Origin of the sequence: Microbacterium sp. Se63.02b (assembly GCF_014171575.1) — a bacterium.
Classification (GTDB): domain Bacteria; phylum Actinomycetota; class Actinomycetes; order Actinomycetales; family Microbacteriaceae; genus Microbacterium.
Map to the genome: position 1 here is coordinate 2,707,129 of NZ_CP050453.1, position 19,328 is coordinate 2,726,456.

Sequence of the window (19,328 nt, forward strand, 5' to 3'; positions counted from 1 at the left end):
ACGCCCCCGTCCACCCGATACGATCGGGAGGACGGGGGCGTTTTCAGAGCACAGCGACGTGCGGGGAGCAGCATGAACAGATACGCCGTGATCGGCGCGGGACCGTCCGGCCTGGCCGCAGCGCGCGCACTGCGCAGGCGCGGGATCGACGTCGACGGCTACGAGGCCTCGCACGGGGTCGGCGGGCTGTGGGACATCACCAATCCGCGCAGCACGATGTACGAGTCCGCGCATCTGATCTCGTCGCGCACCACGACCGAGTTCGCGGAGTTCCCGATGCGGTCGCGCGTCGACTATCCGGGGCACCGGGTGCTGAAGGAGTACTTCCAGGAGTATGCCGACCACTTCGACCTGACCGGACTCTTCCGGTTCTCGACCAGGGTCGCGCGCCTCGAGCCCCGCGACGGCGGATGGGATCTCACGAGCATCGGCCCCGACGGCGAGGAGACCCGCTGGTACGCCGGGGTCGTGCTCGCCAACGGTACGCTCGCCGAACCGAATGTGCCGACGTTCCGCGGCGAGTTCACGGGCGAACTGCTGCACACCAGCGCCTACACGTCGCCCGAGCAGCTCCGCGGCAAGCGCGTGCTGTTGATCGGAGCGGGCAACTCCGGTTGCGACATCGCGGTGGATGCCGTGCATCACGCCGTCTCCGTCGACATGAGCGTCCGCCGCGGGTACTACTTCGTCCCCCGGTACCTGTTCGGAAAGCCCAGCGACACCCTCAACCAGGGCCGTCCACTCCCGGCACGGATCAAACAGGCGCTCGACAGCCGGGTGCTGCGGGCGTTCACCGGCGATCCGGTGCGGTTCGGTTTCCCGAAGCCCGACTACCGCATCTACGAGTCGCACCCGATCGTGAACACCCTGATCCTGAACCACCTCGGCCAGGGCGACCTGCGCATCCGCGCCGACATCGACCGCTTCGACGGGACGACCGTGCATTTCCGCGACGGCAGCGCCGACGACTACGACCTCGTGCTGCTCGCCACGGGATACACCCTCGACTACCCCTTCGTCGACCGACAGCACCTGCACTGGCGCGGCGCCTCGCCGCGCCTGTTCCTGAACGTGTTCCCTTCGTCGTTCAACGGCCTGTACGTGATGGGCATGATCGAGGCGTCCGGCATCGGGTGGCAGGGTCGCTACGAGCAGGCGGACCTCCTGGGCGCATACCTGGAAGCCGTCGAGAACGACCCCGCGCGCGCCCACCGCTTCCGCGCACGTGTCACCGGCGCCGCCTGGCCCGACGTGACGGGCGGATACCACTACCTCGGCCTGGATCGGATGGCCTACTACGTCAACAAGGACGCCTACCGCCGAGCGGTGCGGCACGAGCAGGCAGCCCTGGGGGCAGCCGTATGAACGTCGACGACGTCGTCCTCTCCTTCACGCCGGGGACCCTCACGATCCTCAACGTGGTGCTCGGCCTGATCATGTTCGGGATCGCCCTCGACACCGCGCCGAGCGACTTCCGCGTCGTGGCGAAGCACCCCCGACCGTTCGCGATCGCGATCCTCGCTCAGCTCCTCCTGCTCCCGATCGCGACGTTCCTGCTGACCCTCGTGCTCCCGGTCCCGCCTTCCATGGCGCTCGGGATGCTGCTGGTCGCGTGCTGCCCTCCGGGGAACATCTCCCAGGTCCTGACGCATCGATCGGGCGGCAACGTCGCTCTGTCCGTCTCGCTCACCGCGGTCGGGAATCTGATCTACATCTTCGCGATGCCGCTCAGCATCACGTTCTGGGGTTCGCTGCACCCCACCGCGCGCACCCTGCTGCGCGACGTCGCGGTCGACCCGTGGCGGATGCTGCTCGAGATCCTGCTCATCGTGGGCCTCCCCTTCGCGCTCGGGCTCCTTCTCAGGGCGAAGGCCCCCGGGTTCAGCGCGCGGGTGCAGCCCTTCGTGAAGTGGTTCAGCCTGATCGCCCTCCTCGGATTCATCATCGCCGCTCTCGTCGGCAACTGGGCGGTGTTCGTTCAGGTGCTGGGCATCATCCTGCTCGTGGTCGCCGTCCATGACGCCGTCGCCCTCGCGCTCGGCTACGGCACAGCGGTCGTCGGCGGACTCGGCACCCGCGAGCGCAAGGCCATGACGTTCGAAGTCGGCATCCGCAATGCGGGCCTCGGGCTCGGGCTCGTGTTCCTGTTCTTCGACGGACTCGGGGGCATGGCCATCGTCGCGGGCTGGTGGGGCATCTGGGACATCGTCGCCGGTCTCGTGCTGGCCGGGCTCTGGGCCCGGCACACGAGGAAGCGCACGGGATCGGCCACCGGAGACGCCAGCGGTCGCACCGCCGTCGAGGCCGCCTGATGTCGCGCGTGCTCATCACGGGAGGCGGGGGCTTCCTCGGCTCGCACGTGGCTGCGGCCCTCGCCACGCGCGATGACGTGGACGTCGTCGTCTCCGCGGATCTGCGGACGGGCGCGCCGCGCGACGGCATCGTCGACGCGATCCTCGATGTGACGGACCCCGCAGCACTCCCTCCACTGCTGCAGGAGCACCGCATCGACACGGTCGTCCATCTGGCGGCCATCGTGAACCCGGGGCGCGACGTCGATGCGGAGTACCGCGTCGACGTGACGGGGTCTGCGAACGTCCTCGCCGCGTGCGTCCGGACGGGCGTGCGGCGGGTCGTCGTCTCGAGTTCCGGCGCCGCATACGGATATCACGCCGACAACCCGGAGTGGATCGACGAGGACCAGCCGCTGCGCGGCAACGACGCCTTCCCCTACGCGCGGCACAAACGACTCGTCGAGGAGATGCTCGCCGAGCACCGGGGGGCGCATCCCGAGCTCGAGCAGGTGATCTTCCGGATCGGGACGATCCTCGGTCCCTCCGTGCGGAACCAGATCACCGGCCTCTGGGACGGACGACGCCTCCTCCGCATCGCCGGCTCCGATTCGCCTTTCGTCTTCGTCTGGGTGGACGACGTGGCGGCGGTGATGGTGAAGGCCGCCACCGAAGGGCCGTCCGGGATCTTCAACGTCGCCGGCGACGGGCGGATGACGGTGCCCGAGATCGCCGCACGGCTGCGCAAGCGTCAGCTCGTGATCCCGGCGTGGGCGCTGAGCGTGAGCCTGCGGCTGGGACGGACGCTGCACCTCACCGCGCACGGCCCGGAGAAGGTCCCGTTCCTGCGCTACCGACCCGTGCTCGCGAACCGGCGCCTGAAAGAGGTGTTCGGCTACGAGCCGACGCGCACCTCTCGCGAGGCGTTCGAGGAGTACCTGCGCACGCACCCCGCAGTGGTCCGGAGCGACCCCGCCGCGCAGTAGCGTTGAGGGGTGCAGAAGAAGCGTGGTCGCCGGATCCTGAAGCGCGTGCTGTGGAGCCTCGCCATCGTGGTGGTGCTCGCTGTCGGGGGCGTGGTCGCGTGGAGCCAGATCGGCGTCATGGCCGCGGAACCGGGGCCGCTCGCCACTGTGCAGGAGAATCCCGAGATCACCGTGACCGACGCCGAGCAGGGCATCGTGCTCGCCCCGGCCGACGGCGATTCCGATCTCGGACTCGTCTTCATCCCCGGCGCCAAGGTCGATCCCTGGGCCTACGCCGCCATCCTGCAGGGTCTCGCCGAAGACGGCGTCACGGTGGTCATCACCCGCCCGTGGCTCAACCTGGCGTTCTTCGACCCGCGGGGGCTCGACGCCTTCACCTCCGCCGCCGCGGACGTCGACGTGTGGGGTGTGGGAGGGCACTCCCTCGGCGGTGTCCGCGCGTGCCAGCTCGCCGAGGATGCCGACGCTCTGGTGCTGTTCGGGTCGTACTGCGCGAACGATCTGTCGAACAGCGACCTCCCTGTGTTGAGCATCGCCGGCAGCGAGGACGGCCTGTCCACCCCGAGAAGATCGCCGATGCGCGCGGCCTTCTTCCGGCCGACGCCGAGATGGTGGAGATCGATGGCGCATCGCATGCGTCGTTCGGCGACTACGGCCCGCAGGACGGCGACGGCACCCCGTCGATCTCCACCGAGGACATGCACGCCGAGGTCACGCAGCTGGTCGACGACTTCCTCTCTCCCCTCGCCCCCTGACCGTCACGACGCCCCTCTTCCGGCATCGAGCACCGCATCCAAGAGCGGATGCAGGTGCCGCGAGCGCAACACGGACGCGGCCGTCCGCGCCCCGGCCTCCAGCGCAGCGGGGACGTCGGCTCCGTCGAGTCGGGCATCGAGGACTCCCGCGAGGAAGGCATCCCCTGCGCCGTTCGTGTCGACGACCTCGACAGGCACCGCGGGCACCCGATGCACCGTCCCGTACCCGTCCACCGCGACCGCGCCGTCCGCCCCGAGGGTGCACACGGCGAGGCTCGCACCGGCGGCGACGCGTGAACGCAGGAAAGCCACCGGATCATCGAGCCGGTCGGCGTTGCAGAAGACCGCATCCGCCGCCTCCAGGAAAGGCCGGTGGTAGTCGGCCTCCCCGTCGTAGTCGTGCACATCGACCCACACGGGTGTACCGGTCGCGCGGGCGAGCGGAAGAAGACGCAGCGGTTCCGCCGCAGGTCGAGCACGACCGCCCCTGCTGCCGTCATCCGGTCGCGAACCCACATCCGCGTCACCGGCCGTCGCCACGGGAGTCGACACGTAGAGCGACACCCTGGCACCCGCGCGCGTCATGAGGTTCAGATGCCGCTCGGTGACGCCGTGGCCCCAGTGTGCGCGCACCCGCTCGCCTTCAACGCGGCCTGCACCCGCTCGCCGTCCTGGTCGGCGCCGGCCAGGGCGTACAGGTCCACCGCCCGCCCCAGCGCGGTCAGGCTCAGCGCCTTGCCGGCACTGGTACCGCCGACCGTCTCCCATGTCTCCTCCGCGAACTGCATGTGCGGGACCGGTTCCGGAAGCCGGTCGAGCACCACGATCGTGTTCCAGGACGCGGGGCCGGCGATGAAGACGGAGGCGGGCATGCGACCATCCTGCCGCCTCGAAGCAGGTCAGCCGATGCGCGACACCAGCTCGTCCAACCCCATCCCGTAGTCGATCCGCACGACGGGGAGCGCGAGCTTGTCCGTGCCGACCGTGACATAGCCGGGCTCGATCGTCCGTGCCATCTCGAAGCCGGCCGCGGCGACGCCCTGTTTCGCCGTGTCGTCGTAGTGCCCGAACGGATAGGCGATGACTTCGCGCACACCCAGAGTGTCGGCGGAGACGGTGAGGTCGGCGGCGATCTGCTCGGCGGTCCAGTTGACCATCCGGCCCTTGCCGTTGTCGCCCGCCTGGTGCATGTCATGCGTGTGCGACCGGCGCAGGACGTAGATCGACGGCGCCGGATCGGAGCGGTACGCGGTGATCATGAACGAGGTGGCCAGCAGTCGGTGCTCGTCGACGACCGGCACCGCGAGGTCGAACCAGGTCTGGTCGGCGTCGTCGTCGGTGATGATCACGCTCCGGGCGGGGAGCGAGAGGCGCCCGTCGATGAACGCACTGAGCTCGTCCCATGTCGGCAGGTAGAAGCCGGTCGTCGCGATGTGGGTCATCTGCGCGTCGAAGTCGCCGATGTAGGCGTAGTTCCCGCGCAACCAGCCCTTCTCGCCGTCGGGGTCGGCCGTGAACTGGTGATACATGAGGATGGGCACGCGCACGCCGTCCGCCGCGTTCTCCTCCGGGGTCTTCCATGCCGCGAAGAGTTCGATCTGCTGATCGTCGCACACGACGAGGTCGGCGCCGTTGACGCGCGCGGCGACCGTGAAGGCTCCGGCATCCGCCGCACTCGCGTACCATCCGGCGAACACGCGACCGTCCAGCTGCGGGATCGGCAGCCCCTGATACAGGGCCTCCTGCCATTGCAGGACGGGGGCGGTGGGTGCACCCTCGCCGACGAAGGACACCGCGCAGGCCCGCGGGTCGTCCGCATCCGCCGCGAGCTGCTGTGCCGGCGTCAACGGGTGCGCGAGCGCCGCGGTGCGCGCCTTCGGGATCGGATCCGGCTGCGCGCGGCTCACCCAGGCGAAGGTCGCAGCGCCGCCCCCAGCAGGACGACGGCCATGCAGACTCCGACGACGGTCGCTGTCCGCGAGCGCGGCTTCCCCCCGGGAGCCACGATCAGATGTCGAATCCCTCGGCGATCATCTCCACGAGCTCTTCCCGCTCCTCGACCGGCAGGAACGCCGCGGCTGCCGCGTTGAACTGGAAGGTCTCGAGGTCGTCGAGGTCGTACTCGAAGGTCTCGACCAGCAGCGCCAACTCCCGCGTGAGCGACGTGGCGCTCATCGTGCGGTTGTCGACGTTCACGGTCACCGCGAATCCGAGTTGGTAGAGCAGGTCGAAGGGGTGATCGACGAGGGTGTCGCCCCACGCGGCGATCGCACCGGTCTGCAGGTTCGACGACGGCGAGAGCTCGAGCGGGATCTCACGGTCGCGCACCCAGCGGGCCAGGTCGCCGAACTGCACCTGCACCTCATCGCCCTCCTGGGTGACGACCTGGAGGTCCTCGGCGATGCGGACGCCGTGGCCGAGGCGCAGCGCGCGCCCGTCCAGCAACGCCGAACGGATCGAGGCGAGACCGGCCGCCTCCCCCGCATGCACGGTCACCGGGAAGAAGTTCTCTGCGAGGTAGTCGAACGCGGCACGGTGGTTCGACGGCGGGAATCCGTCTTCCGGACCCGCGATGTCGAAGCCGACGGCGCCACGGCCGCGGAAGTCGACGGCGAGCTCGGCGATCTCCCTCGCCCGATCGGTGTGACGCATGGCCGTGATCAGCTGTCCGACGCGGATGCTGCGGCCGCCGCGGTCGGCCGCATCCTCCCCCTCTTCGATGCCCTGCTGCACGGCCTCGACGGCCTGCTCCAGCGTGAGGCCGCTCGCCTGGTGCTGCTCGGGGGCCCAGCGCACCTCGCCGTAGACGACGCCGTCCGCTGCGAGATCCTGGACGAACTCGCGCGCGACCCTGGTGAGACCCTCCGCGGTCTGCATGACCGCCGTGGTGAGGTCGAAGGTCTTGAGGTATTCGACCAGGGAGCCCGAGTCGCTCTTCTTCGCGAACCACGCACCGAGGGCGGCAGGGTCGCTCGCCGGAACCTCGAGTCCGATGGCATCCGCGAGCTCGATGATGGTGCCGGGCCGCAGCGCGCCGTCGAGGTGGTCGTGCAGCGACACCTTGGGCAGGCTCCGCAGGGAGACGCCCTGGAGCGTGACGTCGCCGTTCGCATCGATCGACATGGTGATCCTCTCGGTCGCGGATGTGCTCAGTTCAGGCTAGCGGTCGGGAGGTCACGCCGTGATGCGCTCGCGGACCAGCGGACCGGCAGCCGGAGCTGCGTCGCCGATCTCCCACGCGCCGTCGAGGGCGTCGATCGCTCGGGGAATCTGGCCTCGTCGGCCGCGGAGAGCGTGAACAGCGGTTGGCCGGCCACGACACGGTCGCCGGGCTTCGCGTGCAGGTCGATCCCCGCCTCGAAGATCACCGGGTCCTGCGCCCTCGCACGCCCCGCGCCGAGGCGCCAGGCCGCGACGCCGAACGGCAGTGCATCCATCCGGGTGAGCACGCCGTCGGCCTGCGCGGTGACCACATGGGTCTCCCTCGCCGTGGGGAGCTCGGCATCAGGATCGCCGTCCTGCGCGCGGATCATCGCCCGCCACGTGTCCATCGCGCGACCGTCGTCGAGGGCGGCCTCCACGTCGGCGTCGGGCTGCCCCGCGAGCGCGAGCATCTCGGTGGCCAGGGCCAGCGTGAGCTCGCGGACGTCGGCGGGACCGCCTCCCGCGAGGATCTCGACCGATTCGCGCACCTCGTTGGCGTTGCCGATCGCGAGCCCGAGCGGCACGTTCATATCGGTGAGCAACGCCGTGGTCGCCACGCCCGAGTCGGTGCCGAGCGCGACCATGGTCCTCGCGAGCTCGCGAGCACGGTCGATGTCCTGCATGAAGGCGCCTGAACCGAACTTCACGTCCAGGACGAGCGCGTCCGTCCCCTCGGCGATCTTCTTCGACATGATGCTCGACGCGATCAGCGGGATGGCTTCGACCGTGCCGGTGACGTCGCGGAGGGCGTAGAGCTTCTTGTCTGCGGGAGCGAGACCGGATCCGGCCGCGCAGATGACCGCTCCGACCTCGCCCTGCATCTGCGCGAACATCTCTTCGTTGCTGAGAGCGGCACGCCATCCGGGGATCGACTCGAGCTTGTCGAGCGTCCCTCCGGTGTGGCCGAGCCCGCGGCCGCTCAGCTGGGGCACGGCGACGCCGAACGAGGCGACGAGCGGGGCGAGCGGAAGCGTGATCTTGTCGCCGACGCCGCCGGTGGAGTGCTTGTCGACGGTCTTCTTGCCCAGGGACGCGAAACTCATCCGCTCCCCGGAAGCGATCATCGCGTCGGTCAGTACGCGGATCTCGTCGCGCTCCATGCCGCGCTGGAAGATCGCCATCGCGAACGACGCCATCTGCGCGTCCGAGACGTACCCGCGCGTGTAGGCATCGACCATCCACCGCAGCGCCGCCTCGGGAACCGCACCTCCGTCGCGCTTCGCGCGGATCACGTCCACCGCGTCGAAAGGCTCCACCGTCGTCATCGTGCGTCCTCCAGGTCGCGCGGCCCGAACGCGTCGGGCAGCACCTCGTCGATCGTGCGGATGCCGGAGACCGTCTCCAGGAGCATCCCGGGCATCGCGTGCTCGTAGAGCAGCTGCCGGCATCGCCCGCACGGCATGATCGTCTGTCCGTCGTTGTTCACGCACACGAACGCGACGAGCTGCCCGCCGCCCGACATGTGCAGATCGCCCACGAGCGCGCACTCCGCGCACAGCGTGACGCCATACGACGCGTTCTCGACGTTGCAGCCGGCGACGATGCGCCCGTCGCCGACGAGTGCGGCCGCACCGACGCGGTAGCGCGAGTACGGCGCATACGCCTTCGTCATGGCTTCCGTGGCGACCTGACGCAGTTCATCCCAGTCGATGTCCGTCATTGCGATGCTTCCCTCTTCCCGGCAGACCTAGGACTTGATGTACGGCTTGCCGTCCGCGGCAGGAGCCTTGATCTGCCCCGCGAACCCGGCGACCGCCAGGAGCGTCACGACGTACGGGAGCATGAGCATGAACTCGCCGGGGATCGGCGTCTTCAGAATCGACAGCAGGTTCTGCAGGTTCGTCGCGAAGCCGAAGAGCAGGGCAGCGAGCGTCGCGCGGATCGGGTCCCAGCGCCCGAAGATCACGGCCGCGAGGGCGATGAAGCCGAGACCCGCCGTCATGTCCTTGCCGAACTGCGGCACCGAGACGAGCGTGAAGTACGCACCGCCCATGCCCGCGATCGCACCGGCGAGCAGCACGTTCCAGAATCGGGTCGGGTTCACCTTGATGCCCACGGTGTCGGCCGCCTGCGGGTGCTCGCCCACGGCACGCAGCCGCAGACCCCACCTGGTGCGGTAGAGCCCCCACGCGACCACGGCGACCGTGATGAACATCAGGTACCCGATGAACGTCTGGTTGAACAGCACGGGTCCGATGATCGGGATGTCGCTCAGCACAGGGATCTCGACACGCGGGAACCGCACCGGCGTGTTCAGGGTCGCCTCGTTCGGCGCGAGGAGCGCACCGTAGAGGAAGCCGGTGAGACCGGTGACGAGGACGTTGAGCACGACGCCGACGATGACCTGCTCGACGAGGTACTTGATCGCGAACGCCGCGAGCACGCTGGCCACGAGGACACCGCCGACCATCGCGCCGAACAGGCCGACGAACGGGTTGCCGGTGATGCTGGACAGCAGGGCGGCGGAGAATGCGCCGAGGAGCAGCTGGCCCTCGATCGCGACGTTGACGACACCGGCGCGCTCGCCGATCACGCCGCCGAGGGCGCCGAACACGAGCGGCACCGAGAGCGACACCGCGCCGAAGAGCAGGCTCGTGACCGGGACGAGTCCCCGGCGGCCGCCCATACGAGGAACGCGAAGACGGCGAGGACGCCGTACGCGATGACCAACCACAGCGAGGGCGTGCGGTAGGTCCAGGCGCGCAGGAATGCGCCGACCGTCAAGACCACGAGGATGCCGAACACGACCCAGAAGGTCGACGCCGTCGGCAGCGCCACGTCGGGCAGCGCGAGCGCCGAGGACTGGTCGGAGAGGCGGAAGGTGCTGATGCCGTCGCGAGGAACCGCGAGGAACAGCAGAGCCAGCAGCGCGGTGGCAGCAGCGAGCACGATGGGCGCCTTGAGGTGCCGTTCCTTCACCGTCGCGAGCTGCACGGTGCCGTCTGCGGCCTGGGTCTGCACGAGCGACATCATGCCGTCACCGCCTTCTTCGCGGCCTTGGCTCTCGCCTTGGCGGCCTTCTCGGCATCGGTCTTGGGGAGGAAGAACACCGAGCGCAGCAGCGGCGGCGCGGCGATGAACAGCACGACCAGCGACTGCACCACGAGCACGATGTCGACCGGGATGTCCTGGGCCTGCATCGAGAACGAGCCGGCCTTGAGCGCGCCGAACAGGATGCCGGCGGCGAAGGTGCCCCACGCCCGGCTGCGTCCGAGGAGAGCGACGGTGATCGCGTCGAAGCCGATGCCCGCGTCGATGGTCTCGGTGACACCCGTGGTGACGGCGCCCTGGATCTGGTTCATGCCGGCGAGACCGGCGAGGCCGCCCGCGAAGAGCATCGCGTACACGTAGATGCGCTGGACGCTGATGCCTGCGGCACGGGCGGCGTGCGGGTTCTCCCCACGGCGCGCATGCGCATGCCGAGCGACGAGCGCTCGATGAGCCACCAGACGAACAGGGTCGCCACGATGACGATCACGAATCCGAGGTCGAGGAGCGGGAACTGCGGCCCCAGCAACGTCGGGAACTGCGCACTCTCGGGAGTCGCCGAGCCGAGCGCCTGGTTCGTGCCCGGCTTCTGCAGCAGACCCGGAGTGCGGATCATCCACAGCAGCAGGTAGTACGCGATGTAGTTGAGCATGATCGTGAGGATCACCTCGTGCGCACCGGTGCGCGCCTTGATGAGTCCGGCGATGGCGCCCCACAGCGCGCCGCCGGCGATACCCGCGATGAGGGTGACCGGGATGTGCAGCCAGATGGGCAGGTCGAGCGAGAAGGTCAGCAGCGCCGCCACCGCGACGCCGATGAGCATCTGGCCGCGTGCACCGATGTTGAAGAGCCCGACGCGGAACGCCAGCGCGACGCCGAGACCCGCTGCGATCAGCGGTGCGGCGAAGCCGAGGGTGTTCGTCAGGGGACGGATCTGCGCCGCGAAGTCCGCGCCTCTGGCGTTGAAGATCGCGCCGCGGAAGAGCGCCTCGTAGCCGTTGTACACGGCGTTCCAGGCGGCGACGAACGTGTCACCGGGCTGCGCGAAGAAGTAGACGGATGCCGCCTGCACGTCTTCGTTCGTGAAGGCGATGAGGATTCCGCCGACGACGAGCGCCAGCACGATCGCGAGGATCGTGGTGACGGCGTTGCCGCGGAGGATCTCCTTGAGGATGACGTTGCCCCGCGGGGGTGGCGGCACATCCGCCGGATCACGCGGAACCGTGCCGGTGCTCGTGGCGAGCTCCTGCGGCGGGATCCCCTTCGTCGCATCGCCCGCGCCGGGCGTCGCTCCGCTCACGCGGCCACCTCTCCTTCGGCCGCACCGGCCATCATGAGTCCGAGCGTCTCCCGGGGCGTGTCGCCGGGGACGATGCCGACGATCGTGCCGCGGTACATCACCGCGATCCGATCGGCGAGAGCTGCGACCTCGTCGAGCTCGGTGGAGACGACGATCACGGGGACACCGGCGTCGCGCGTCTCGATGATCCGCTTGTGGATGAACTCGATCGATCCGACGTCGACGCCGCGGGTCGGCTGCGCCGCGACGAGCAACCGCAGGTCGCGGCTCATCTCCCTGGCGATGACGACCTTCTGCTGGTTGCCGCCCGAGAGCGTGCCCGCAGCTGTCTCTGGCCCCTGGGTGCGGATGTCGTACTCGGTGATGCGGGCGCGCGCGAACTCGTCGAGAGCCGAGCGGCGCAGCGTCCCCGCACGGCTGAACTCCGGGTCGTCCGAACGGTCGAGGATCAGGTTCTCCGCGACGGAGAAGCCGGCCACGAGCCCGTCCTCCGTGCGGTCCTCGGGGACGAAGCCGACACCGGCGTCGAGAATGGCCCGCACGCTCTTGCCGACGAGCTCGGTGCCGTCGAGCACGATGCTGCCTTCGACGCGGGCGGCGAGACCGACGATGGCCTCCACCAGCTCGGTCTGCCCGTTGCCCTGTACCCCGGCGATCGCGAGGACCTCACCGGGGCGGACCGCGAAGTCGATGCCGTCGACGACGATCGCACCCGTGGGGGTCAGGACGCGTAGACCCTTGACCTCGAATCCGCCCTCGCCGAGCCGCGGCGGGTCCTTGTGGACGGTCAGTTCCACCGCCCTGCCGACCATGAGCGAGGCCAGTTCGGCGTTCGTGGCCGTGGGCGAGGCCTCGCCGACGACGCGCCCGAGGCGGACGATGGTGATCTTGTCGGCCACTTCGCGCACCTCGCGCAGCTTGTGCGTGATGAACACGATCGCCGTGCCCTCGTCGCGCAGCTGGCGCATGATGTTCATCAGCTCGTCGGTCTCCTGTGGAGTGAGCACGGCGGTCGGCTCGTCGAACACGAGCACCTTGGCATCGCGCGACAGCGCCTTGATGATCTCGACGCGCTGCTGCACTCCGACGGGGAGGTCGCCCACGAGCGCATCCGGGTCGATGTCGAATCCGAAGCGCGCGGCGACCGACCGCACGTGCTCGCGTGCCTTCGCGATGTCGAGCGTGCCGAGCGCCTTGGTCTGCTCGTGTCCGAGCATCACGTTCTCGGCCACGGTGAAGACCGGGACGAGCATGAAGTGCTGGTGGACCATGCCGATGCCGGCCGCCATCGCGTCGCCGGGGCCACGGAAGCGCTGCACCTCGTCGTCGAGGAGGATCTCGCCCTCATCGGCCTGATACAGCCCGTAGAGCACGTTCATCAGCGTGGATTTGCCTGCGCCGTTCTCGCCGAGGAGCGCGTGGATCTCGCCGGGCTCCACCACCAGATCGATGTGGTCGTTGGCAACGAGGCTGCCGAATCGCTTGGTGATGCCGCGAAGTTCGAGCTTCATATCTGCACCTTATCCAGAAGAGTCATCCAGGAGAATCATCGTCCGTCCACGGCACGGGGCGAGTGGCCGCCTGCTCACCACTCGCCCCGTGCTGGACCTGCGACGACTTACGGGGAGTTCGGGGACTCCACCGTGATGTCGCCCGAGATGATCTGCTCCTGGAGAGCGGTCAGCTCGTCGAGCAGACCGTCGGGCAGCTGCGACTCGAAGTCGCCGAAGCCGGAGAGCTTGACGCCCTCGTTCTCGAGCGTGCCCACGTACGGGGCCGGGTCGAACTCACCCTTGGCTGCGGCGATGGTCGCGTCCTTCACAGCCACGTCGATCGCCTTCATGATCGAGACGAGCGTGATGCCGGCGACGCTAGGGTCGGCGACCGCCAGGTCGCTGTCGACGCCCAGCATCAGGGTGTCCTTGCCGCTGTCGGCGATCGCCGCGGCAGCGCTCTGGTAGACGGGACCGCCGACCGGGAGGATCACGTCGACGCCCTGGTCGAGCACGCCCTGTGCGGTCTGCTTCGCGGTGTCGTTCGCGTCGAAGCCGCCCGTGAACGAGCCCTTCTGCGTCTCCTGGTCCCAGCCGAAGACCTCGACCGCAGCGGACTTGTCCTCGTTGTACTTCTCGACGCCGAGCTGGAAGCCGTCCATGAACACCGCGACGGACGGGATCTGCATTCCGCCGAAGGTGCCGACCTTGTTGACGCCGCTCTGCGCGGACCATGCCGCCGAGGCGTAGCCGCCGAGGTACGCAGCCTGAGCCGTGTCGAAGACCAGCGGCTTGATGTTCGGGGCATCGACGTTGCCGTCGAAGTCGTTGTCGGCCCAGTCGTCGATGATCGCGTAGTCGATCTCCGGGTTGGCGAGAGCGGACTCGACCGTGGCTGCCGACAGCTTGAAGCCGACGGAGACGATCAGCGAGCAGCCTTCGGAGACGGCGGTCTCGAGGTTCGGCGCGTAGTCGTTGTCGTTCGCCGACTCGAACTCGAGGGGCTTGATGCCCAGCTCGTCGGCGGCCTTGTCCATGCCCTCCTTGGCGGACTGGTTGAACGACTTGTCGTTCCAGCCGCCGGCGTCGGAGATGAGGCACGGCACGAAGTCGGAGTCGACCGGCTTCTCGGAGCCCTCAGGCTTGTCGGCCGGCGCCTGGCCGCAACCGGCGAGTGCGAAGATGACGCCCGCGGCGACGGTCGCGCCGAGCAGCTTCTTGGTGGTGGAGATGGTCAACGGATGCCTCCCTCAACGAAACCGCGGCCATCGCGGATCGATCAAAGTTACCTACTGTTTCGACATTTGCGCACTCTCGCGCGGTTTGCGCTGGCCAAAGGTTACAAAGCTGAAATCAAGCCAGCCGATGAGCGTCGGAGCGTGCTCTTAAGCGCACCAGTCAGAGCACGTCTCCGCGACCGGTGAGCTTGAGCGACTCCACGACGCCCTTGACCCGTTGCGCGTGCTGGACCGTGGTGACCAGGAGCGCATCGGGGGTGTCGACGACGACGATGTCCTGCACGCCGACCAGGCTGATCACGCGCGTGGTCTGGCTGACCAGGATCCCGCTCGCGCCGTCGGTCAGCACCCGCGCGTTCGGCCCGAGCACGGCGAGGTCGTTCTTGCGCCCGTTGTTGATGAGCTTCGTCAAAGAGGCGAAGTCGCCGACGTCGTCCCAGTCGAAGTGGCCCGGGACGACGGCGAGGCGTCCTCGACGCGCGGCGGGCTCGGCGACCGCGTAGTCGATGGCGATCTTCTTCAGACGCGGCCAGATCCGGTCGACGGCGGGGCCGCGTCGATCACGGTCGTCCCACGCCTCGGCCAGTTCGAGGAGCCCGGCGTGCAGTTCCGGCTCGTTCGCCGCGATCTCGTCCAGCAGCACGCTCGCCTTCGCGATGAACATGCCCGCGTTCCAGAGGTAGCCCCGATCGGCGATGTACTCCTTCGCGGTCTCCAGGTCGGGCTTCTCGACGAAGCTCTCCACGAGGGCGGCCTCGCGCGCACCGTCGACCACGAGCTCCTCCCCCTTCTTGATGTAGCCGAAACCGATGGCGGGTTCCGTCGGCGTGATGCCGATCGTGCAGATGTACCCCTCGCGGGCGACCTCGACGGCGTCGCGTACCGCGAACTCGAACACCCGGGTGCTGCGGATCACGTGGTCGGCGCTGAACGATCCGATGATCACGTCGGGCTCGCGGCGATGCAGGATGGCCGCGGCCAACCCGATCGCGGCCGCCGACTCCCGAGGCTCCGACTCCAGGAAGACGTTGAGGTCGGCGATGCCGGGGAGCTCCGCCTCGACGGCAGCGCGGTGGGCACGACCGGTGACGACGGCGATCCGGTCCGATCCGGTGAGCGGTTCCAGACGGTCCCAGGTGTCGCGCAGGAGGGAGTGCCCCGATCCGGTGAGGTCGTGCAGGAACTTCGGCGCGTCCGCGCGAGAGAGCGGCCAGAGCCGACTGCCGATGCCGCCGGCGGGAATCACTGCGTAGAAATCCTTGATGGGTTCGCTCACCCTGACAGGGTAGCCGCAGAGAACATCTCGACATCGAGATACTTAGGCTCCCCTTCGTCGCTCCCAGTGTTCTGACAGGAATAGGATGGAGGACGATCGGGCGTGCCTGACTTCGACAGGCTCACACTTGAACGAGAGCAGTGCACGCGACCGACGCACATCGATCAGGGAGGACGACCGTGTCCACGAGCGCTCGCTTGACACCGTCGATTTCGGAAACCACGTCCAAGACCCCCCGCGGCACCCTCTACCGAGGCCGCGAAGGCATGTGGTCGTGGGTGCTTCACCGCATCACCGGAGTCGCCATCTTCTTCTTCCTGTTGGTGCACGTGCTCGACACGGCACTGATCAGGGTCTCGCCTGAGGCGTACAACGCCGTCATCGGCACGTACAAGAACCCCATCATGGCGCTCGGCGAGGTCGTCCTCGTCGCGGGAATCGTGTTCCACGCGATGAACGGACTGCGCATCATCGCGGTCGACTTCTGGTCCAAGGGCGCCAAGTATCAGCGGCAGCTCTTCTGGGGCGTGCTGCTGGTGTGGGGCATCATCATGGCCGGGTTCGTGCCGCGCCACCTGATGCTCGCGTTCGCCGGGTTCGGAGGGGGACACTGATGACCGCCCAGACCATCGCCGCACCGGCTCGCCGTCGCCGCGGAGTCAACCTCGAGAAGTGGGGCTGGATCTTCATGCGCGCGTCGGGCGTCGTGCTCGTCGTGCTGATCTTCGGCCACCTGTTCGTCAACCTGATGGTCGGCGAAGGCATCCACGCCCTCGACTTCGCATTCATCGCCGGCAAGTTCGCCACGCCGTTCTGGCAGTGGTGGGACGTGCTGATGCTGTGGCTCGCGCTCATCCACGGCGCCAACGGCATGCGCACGATCGTGAACGACTACGTCACGAACAACACCGCTCGCAAAGCGCTCACCTGGGCGCTCGGCCTCGCAGCCGGCCTGCTCATCATCCTCGGCACGCTCGTCGTCTTCACGTTCGACCCCTGCCTGGGTGTGACCGAGGACAGCGTCCTGTGGACCGAATGCGCCGCGCTGGTCGGGAACTGAGAAGAAGGCTAAGAAGAAGTGACTACCGAGACGCAGGATTCCGTCGTCCGTGACGGCGTGCACTACCACCAGTTCGACATCGTCATCGTGGGGGCGGGTGGCGCCGGCATGCGTGCGGCCATCGAAGCGGGCCCCGGCGCGAAGACCGCGGTGATCTCCAAGCTGTATCCGACGCGTTCGCACACCGGTGCGGCACAGGGCGGCATGGCGGCGGCTCTCGCCAACGTCGAAGAGGACTCGTGGGAGTGGCACACCTTCGACACGGTCAAGGGCGGCGACTACCTCGTCGACCAGGATGCGGCCGAGATCCTCGCGAAGGAGGCCATCGACGCGGTCATCGACCTCGAGAACATGGGCCTCCCCTTCAACCGCACGCCCGAGGGCAAGATCGACCAGCGCCGTTTCGGCGGCCACACCGCCGAGCACGGGAAGACCCCGGTCCGCCGTGCGTGCTACGCGGCCGACCGCACCGGCCACATGATCCTGCAGACGCTGTTCCAGAACTGCGTCAAGCTCGGCATCAACTTCTTCAACGAGTTCTACGTGCTCGACCTGCTGACGGTGAAGGATGCCGACGGCAAGACCCAGGTCTCCGGCGTCGTCGCGTACGACCTCTCGACCGGAGAGCTGCACGTCTTCCAGGCCAAGGCGGTCATCTTCGCGACCGGCGGCTTCGGCAAGATCTTCAAGACGACGTCGAACGCGCACACCCTCACGGGCGACGGCGTCGGCATCGTGTGGCGCAAGGGCCTTCCGCTGGAGGACCTCGAGTTCTTCCAGTTCCACCCGACCGGTCTCGCCGGCCTCGGCATCCTCCTCACGGAGGGAGCGCGAGGCGAGGGAGCGATCCTGCGCAACGCCTCGGGCGAGCGCTTCATGGAGCGCTACGCCCCGACCATCAAGGACCTCGCGCCGCGTGACATCGTCGCGCGCTGCATGGTGCAGGAGGTCGCAGAGGGCCGCGGCGCCGGCCCCCACAAGGACTACGTGCTGCTGGACTGCACGCACCTGGGCGCCGAGGTGCTCGAGACCAAGCTCCCCGACATCACGGAGTTCGCCCGCACGTACCTGGGCGTCGACCCGGTCGTCGAGCCGGTGCCCGTGATGCCGACCGCGCACTACGCGATGGGCGGCATCCCCACGAACAACAACGGCGAGGTGCTCGCCGACAACGACACCGTCGTGCCCGGCCTGTACGCCGCAGGTGAATGCGCGTGCGTCTCGGTGCACGGCGCGAACCGCCTCGGCACCAACTCGCTGCTGGACATCAACGTGTTCGGCAAGCGCTCGGGTCGCAACGCGGTGGAGTACGTCAAGACGGCCGAGTTCGTCCCGCTGCCGGAGAACCCTGCCGCTTTCGTCTCCGACATGCTCGAGGGCCTGCGCAACAACCAGGGCACCGAGCGCATCGCGGTCCTTCGCAAGACGCTGCAGGACGAGATGGACAAGGGCGCGCAGGTGTTCCGCACGCACGAGTCGCTCCAGCACGTGCTCGGCGTCATCGCCGAACTGCGTGAGCGCTACAAGAACGTGCACGTCGACGACAAGGGCCAGCGGTTCAACACCGACCTCCTCGAAGCCGTCGAGCTGGGCTTCCTGCTCGACATCGCCGAGGTCGTCGTCTACGCCGCGCAGAACCGCGAGGAGAGCCGCGGCGGCCACATGCGCGATGACTTCCCGAAGCGCGACGACGAGAACTACATGCAGCACACCATGGCCTACCTCACGGGCGACCCGCACTCGTCCGACCCCAGCGACCACATCAAGCTCGACTGGAAGCCCGTCGTCTTCACCAAGAACGACAAGGGCGAGTTCAACTACCCGCCGATGGAGAGGAAGTACTGAGCATGTCGAACGCCATCGCGGAAGCACCCGCGGACACGACGGAAGAGACGGGCATCCAGTCCTTCATCGTCACCTTCAACATCCGCCGCTTCGACCCCGAGGTCGACGCCGAGCCGCACTGGGTCGACTACGACGTGGAGCTCTTCTCCACCGACCGCGTGCTCGACGCGCTGCACAAGATCAAGTGGGAGGTCGACGGCTCGCTGACCTTCCGACGCTCCTGCGCTCACGGCATCTGCGGCTCGGATGCCATGCGCATCAACGGCCGCAACCGCCTCGCCTGCAAGACGCTGATCAAGGACCTCGACATCTCGAAGCCGATCTACGTCGAAGCCATCAAGGGCCTGCCTCTGGAGAAGGACCTCGTCGTCGACATGGAGCCTTTCTTCGCGTCGTACCGCGAGGTGCAGCCGTTCCTCGTCGCCAGCTCCGTGCCGGAGAAGGGCAAGGAGCGCACGCAGTCGATCGCCGACCGCGAGATCTTCGACGACACCACCAAGTGCATCCTCTGCGCCGCGTGCACCTCGTCCTGCCCCGTGTTCTGGACCGACGGGCAGTACTTCGGTCCGGCGGCGATCGTGAACGCGCACCGCTTCATCTTCGACTCGCGCGACGACAACGCCGCCGTGCGCCTCGACATCCTCAACGACAAGGAGGGCGTCTGGCGCTGCCGCACGACCTTCAACTGCTCCGAGGCGTGCCCGCGCGGCATCGAGGTCACGAAGGCCATCGCCGAGGTCAAGCAGGCGGTCCTTCGCGGTCGCCCCTGACGCGCCGATTCAGGCGATCACACGAGAACAGGCGGTTCCCTTACGGGACCGCCTGTTCTCGCGTTATCGCCTGTTCTCGCGCGGAGCACCACCGCCCTCGAGAGGCCGCACTCCCCACCATC

15 protein-coding genes and 4 pseudogenes are annotated in these 19,328 nt (G+C 68.3%); 8 read left to right on the top strand and 11 right to left on the bottom strand.

What is annotated here, in order from left to right; all coding sequences use genetic code 11:
- Positions 1–72 precede the first annotated feature (72 nt).
- The 4 genes and pseudogenes from G4G29_RS13310 to G4G29_RS13325 all read left to right on the top strand — a co-directional run bounded on the left by G4G29_RS13310 (position 73) and on the right by G4G29_RS13325 (position 4,032).
- Positions 73–1,365: an NAD(P)-binding domain-containing protein gene (locus G4G29_RS13310; RefSeq protein ID WP_183150454.1), complete on the top strand. Its 1,293-nt coding sequence runs from the start codon at positions 73–75 to the stop codon at positions 1,363–1,365.
- On the top strand, positions 1,362–2,312 hold the full coding sequence (locus G4G29_RS13315; protein ID WP_183150455.1) for a bile acid:sodium symporter family protein: 951 nt from the start codon (positions 1,362–1,364) through the stop codon (positions 2,310–2,312). Before G4G29_RS13310 ends, G4G29_RS13315 begins: the two co-directional genes overlap by 4 nt.
- Positions 2,312–3,277 carry an NAD-dependent epimerase/dehydratase family protein gene (locus G4G29_RS13320; RefSeq protein WP_183150456.1) on the top strand — a complete coding sequence of 322 codons (966 nt, stop codon included), beginning with the start codon at positions 2,312–2,314 and terminating at the stop codon, positions 3,275–3,277. The genes G4G29_RS13315 and G4G29_RS13320 overlap by 1 nt, the downstream gene beginning before the upstream one ends.
- A gap of 9 nt (positions 3,278–3,286) precedes the next feature.
- Positions 3,287–4,032, top strand: a pseudogene (locus G4G29_RS13325) (alpha/beta hydrolase).
- A 3-nt stretch (positions 4,033–4,035) separates the two neighbouring features.
- Here the strand turns inward: G4G29_RS13325 and G4G29_RS13330 are convergent.
- The 11 genes and pseudogenes from G4G29_RS13330 to G4G29_RS13375 form a co-directional block, all read right to left on the bottom strand.
- Positions 4,036–4,617, bottom strand: a complete 582-nt coding sequence (locus tag G4G29_RS13330; protein ID WP_244632599.1) for a PfkB family carbohydrate kinase — start codon at positions 4,615–4,617, stop codon at positions 4,036–4,038.
- Between the two features lie 5 nt (positions 4,618–4,622).
- The gene (locus G4G29_RS22255; RefSeq protein WP_244632017.1) at positions 4,623–4,904 is read right to left on the bottom strand and encodes a hypothetical protein; all 282 of its coding nucleotides are present in this window, start codon (positions 4,902–4,904) and stop codon (positions 4,623–4,625) included.
- Between the two features lie 27 nt (positions 4,905–4,931).
- On the bottom strand, positions 4,932–5,939 hold the full coding sequence (locus G4G29_RS13335; RefSeq protein ID WP_244632018.1) for a polysaccharide deacetylase family protein: 1,008 nt from the start codon (positions 5,937–5,939) through the stop codon (positions 4,932–4,934).
- A 100-nt stretch (positions 5,940–6,039) separates the two neighbouring features.
- Entirely contained in the window at positions 6,040–7,155 is a 1,116-nt protein-coding gene (locus G4G29_RS13340) for an adenosine deaminase (RefSeq protein ID WP_183150457.1), read from the bottom strand.
- A 51-nt stretch (positions 7,156–7,206) separates the two neighbouring features.
- Positions 7,207–8,501: pseudogene (locus tag G4G29_RS13345) on the bottom strand (thymidine phosphorylase).
- Entirely contained in the window at positions 8,498–8,896 is a 399-nt protein-coding gene (locus G4G29_RS13350; RefSeq protein WP_067119220.1) for a cytidine deaminase, read from the bottom strand. The pseudogene G4G29_RS13345 and the gene G4G29_RS13350 overlap by 4 nt, the downstream one beginning before the upstream one ends.
- A 27-nt stretch (positions 8,897–8,923) precedes the next feature.
- Positions 8,924–10,209: pseudogene (locus tag G4G29_RS13355) on the bottom strand (ABC transporter permease).
- Positions 10,206–11,524: pseudogene (locus tag G4G29_RS13360) on the bottom strand (ABC transporter permease). Before G4G29_RS13360 ends, G4G29_RS13355 begins: the two co-directional pseudogenes overlap by 4 nt.
- On the bottom strand, positions 11,521–13,035 hold the full coding sequence (locus G4G29_RS13365) for an ABC transporter ATP-binding protein (RefSeq protein ID WP_183150458.1): 1,515 nt from the start codon (positions 13,033–13,035) through the stop codon (positions 11,521–11,523). Before G4G29_RS13365 ends, G4G29_RS13360 begins: the two are co-directional and overlap by 4 nt.
- A gap of 107 nt (positions 13,036–13,142) precedes the next feature.
- Positions 13,143–14,255, bottom strand: a complete 1,113-nt coding sequence (locus G4G29_RS13370; RefSeq protein ID WP_183150459.1) for a BMP family ABC transporter substrate-binding protein — start codon at positions 14,253–14,255, stop codon at positions 13,143–13,145.
- 160 nt (positions 14,256–14,415) lie between these two features.
- On the bottom strand, positions 14,416–15,531 hold the full coding sequence (locus tag G4G29_RS13375) for a mannose-1-phosphate guanylyltransferase (RefSeq protein WP_183150460.1): 1,116 nt from the start codon (positions 15,529–15,531) through the stop codon (positions 14,416–14,418).
- Between the two features lie 179 nt (positions 15,532–15,710).
- Between G4G29_RS13375 and sdhC the strand changes: the two genes are divergently transcribed.
- Genes sdhC through G4G29_RS13395 form a run of 4 tightly spaced genes read left to right on the top strand, consistent with a single transcriptional unit; the run spans position 15,711 to position 19,206 of the window.
- Positions 15,711–16,145: a succinate dehydrogenase, cytochrome b556 subunit gene (sdhC, locus tag G4G29_RS13380; protein ID WP_072591539.1), complete on the top strand. Its 435-nt coding sequence runs from the start codon at positions 15,711–15,713 to the stop codon at positions 16,143–16,145.
- Complete coding sequence (locus G4G29_RS13385; protein WP_183150461.1) at positions 16,145–16,591, top strand: succinate dehydrogenase hydrophobic membrane anchor subunit; 447 nt, start codon at positions 16,145–16,147, stop codon at positions 16,589–16,591. Before sdhC ends, G4G29_RS13385 begins: the two co-directional genes overlap by 1 nt.
- Before the next feature lie 18 nt (positions 16,592–16,609).
- Complete coding sequence (sdhA, locus tag G4G29_RS13390) at positions 16,610–18,436, top strand: succinate dehydrogenase flavoprotein subunit (protein WP_183150462.1); 1,827 nt, start codon at positions 16,610–16,612, stop codon at positions 18,434–18,436.
- Positions 18,437–18,438: 2 nt separating this feature from the next.
- Entirely contained in the window at positions 18,439–19,206 is a 768-nt protein-coding gene (locus G4G29_RS13395; RefSeq protein ID WP_183150463.1) for a succinate dehydrogenase iron-sulfur subunit, read from the top strand.
- The last annotated feature ends 122 nt before the right edge of the window (positions 19,207–19,328 follow it).

Coding starts and splice junctions, on each gene's coding strand:
- G4G29_RS13310 (WP_183150454.1), top strand. CDS start 73: ATGAACAGATACGCCGTGATCGGCGCGGGACCGTCCGGCCTGGCCGCA.
- G4G29_RS13315 (WP_183150455.1), top strand. CDS start 1,362: ATGAACGTCGACGACGTCGTCCTCTCCTTCACGCCGGGGACCCTCACG.
- G4G29_RS13320 (WP_183150456.1), top strand. CDS start 2,312: ATGTCGCGCGTGCTCATCACGGGAGGCGGGGGCTTCCTCGGCTCGCAC.
- G4G29_RS13330 (WP_244632599.1), bottom strand. CDS start 4,617: ATGACGCGCGCGGGTGCCAGGGTGTCGCTCTACGTGTCGACTCCCGTG.
- G4G29_RS22255 (WP_244632017.1), bottom strand. CDS start 4,904: ATGCCCGCCTCCGTCTTCATCGCCGGCCCCGCGTCCTGGAACACGATC.
- G4G29_RS13340 (WP_183150457.1), bottom strand. CDS start 7,155: ATGTCGATCGATGCGAACGGCGACGTCACGCTCCAGGGCGTCTCCCTG.
- G4G29_RS13350 (WP_067119220.1), bottom strand. CDS start 8,896: ATGACGGACATCGACTGGGATGAACTGCGTCAGGTCGCCACGGAAGCC.
- G4G29_RS13365 (WP_183150458.1), bottom strand. CDS start 13,035: ATGAAGCTCGAACTTCGCGGCATCACCAAGCGATTCGGCAGCCTCGTT.
- G4G29_RS13385 (WP_183150461.1), top strand. CDS start 16,145: ATGACCGCCCAGACCATCGCCGCACCGGCTCGCCGTCGCCGCGGAGTC.
- G4G29_RS13395 (WP_183150463.1), top strand. CDS start 18,439: ATGTCGAACGCCATCGCGGAAGCACCCGCGGACACGACGGAAGAGACG.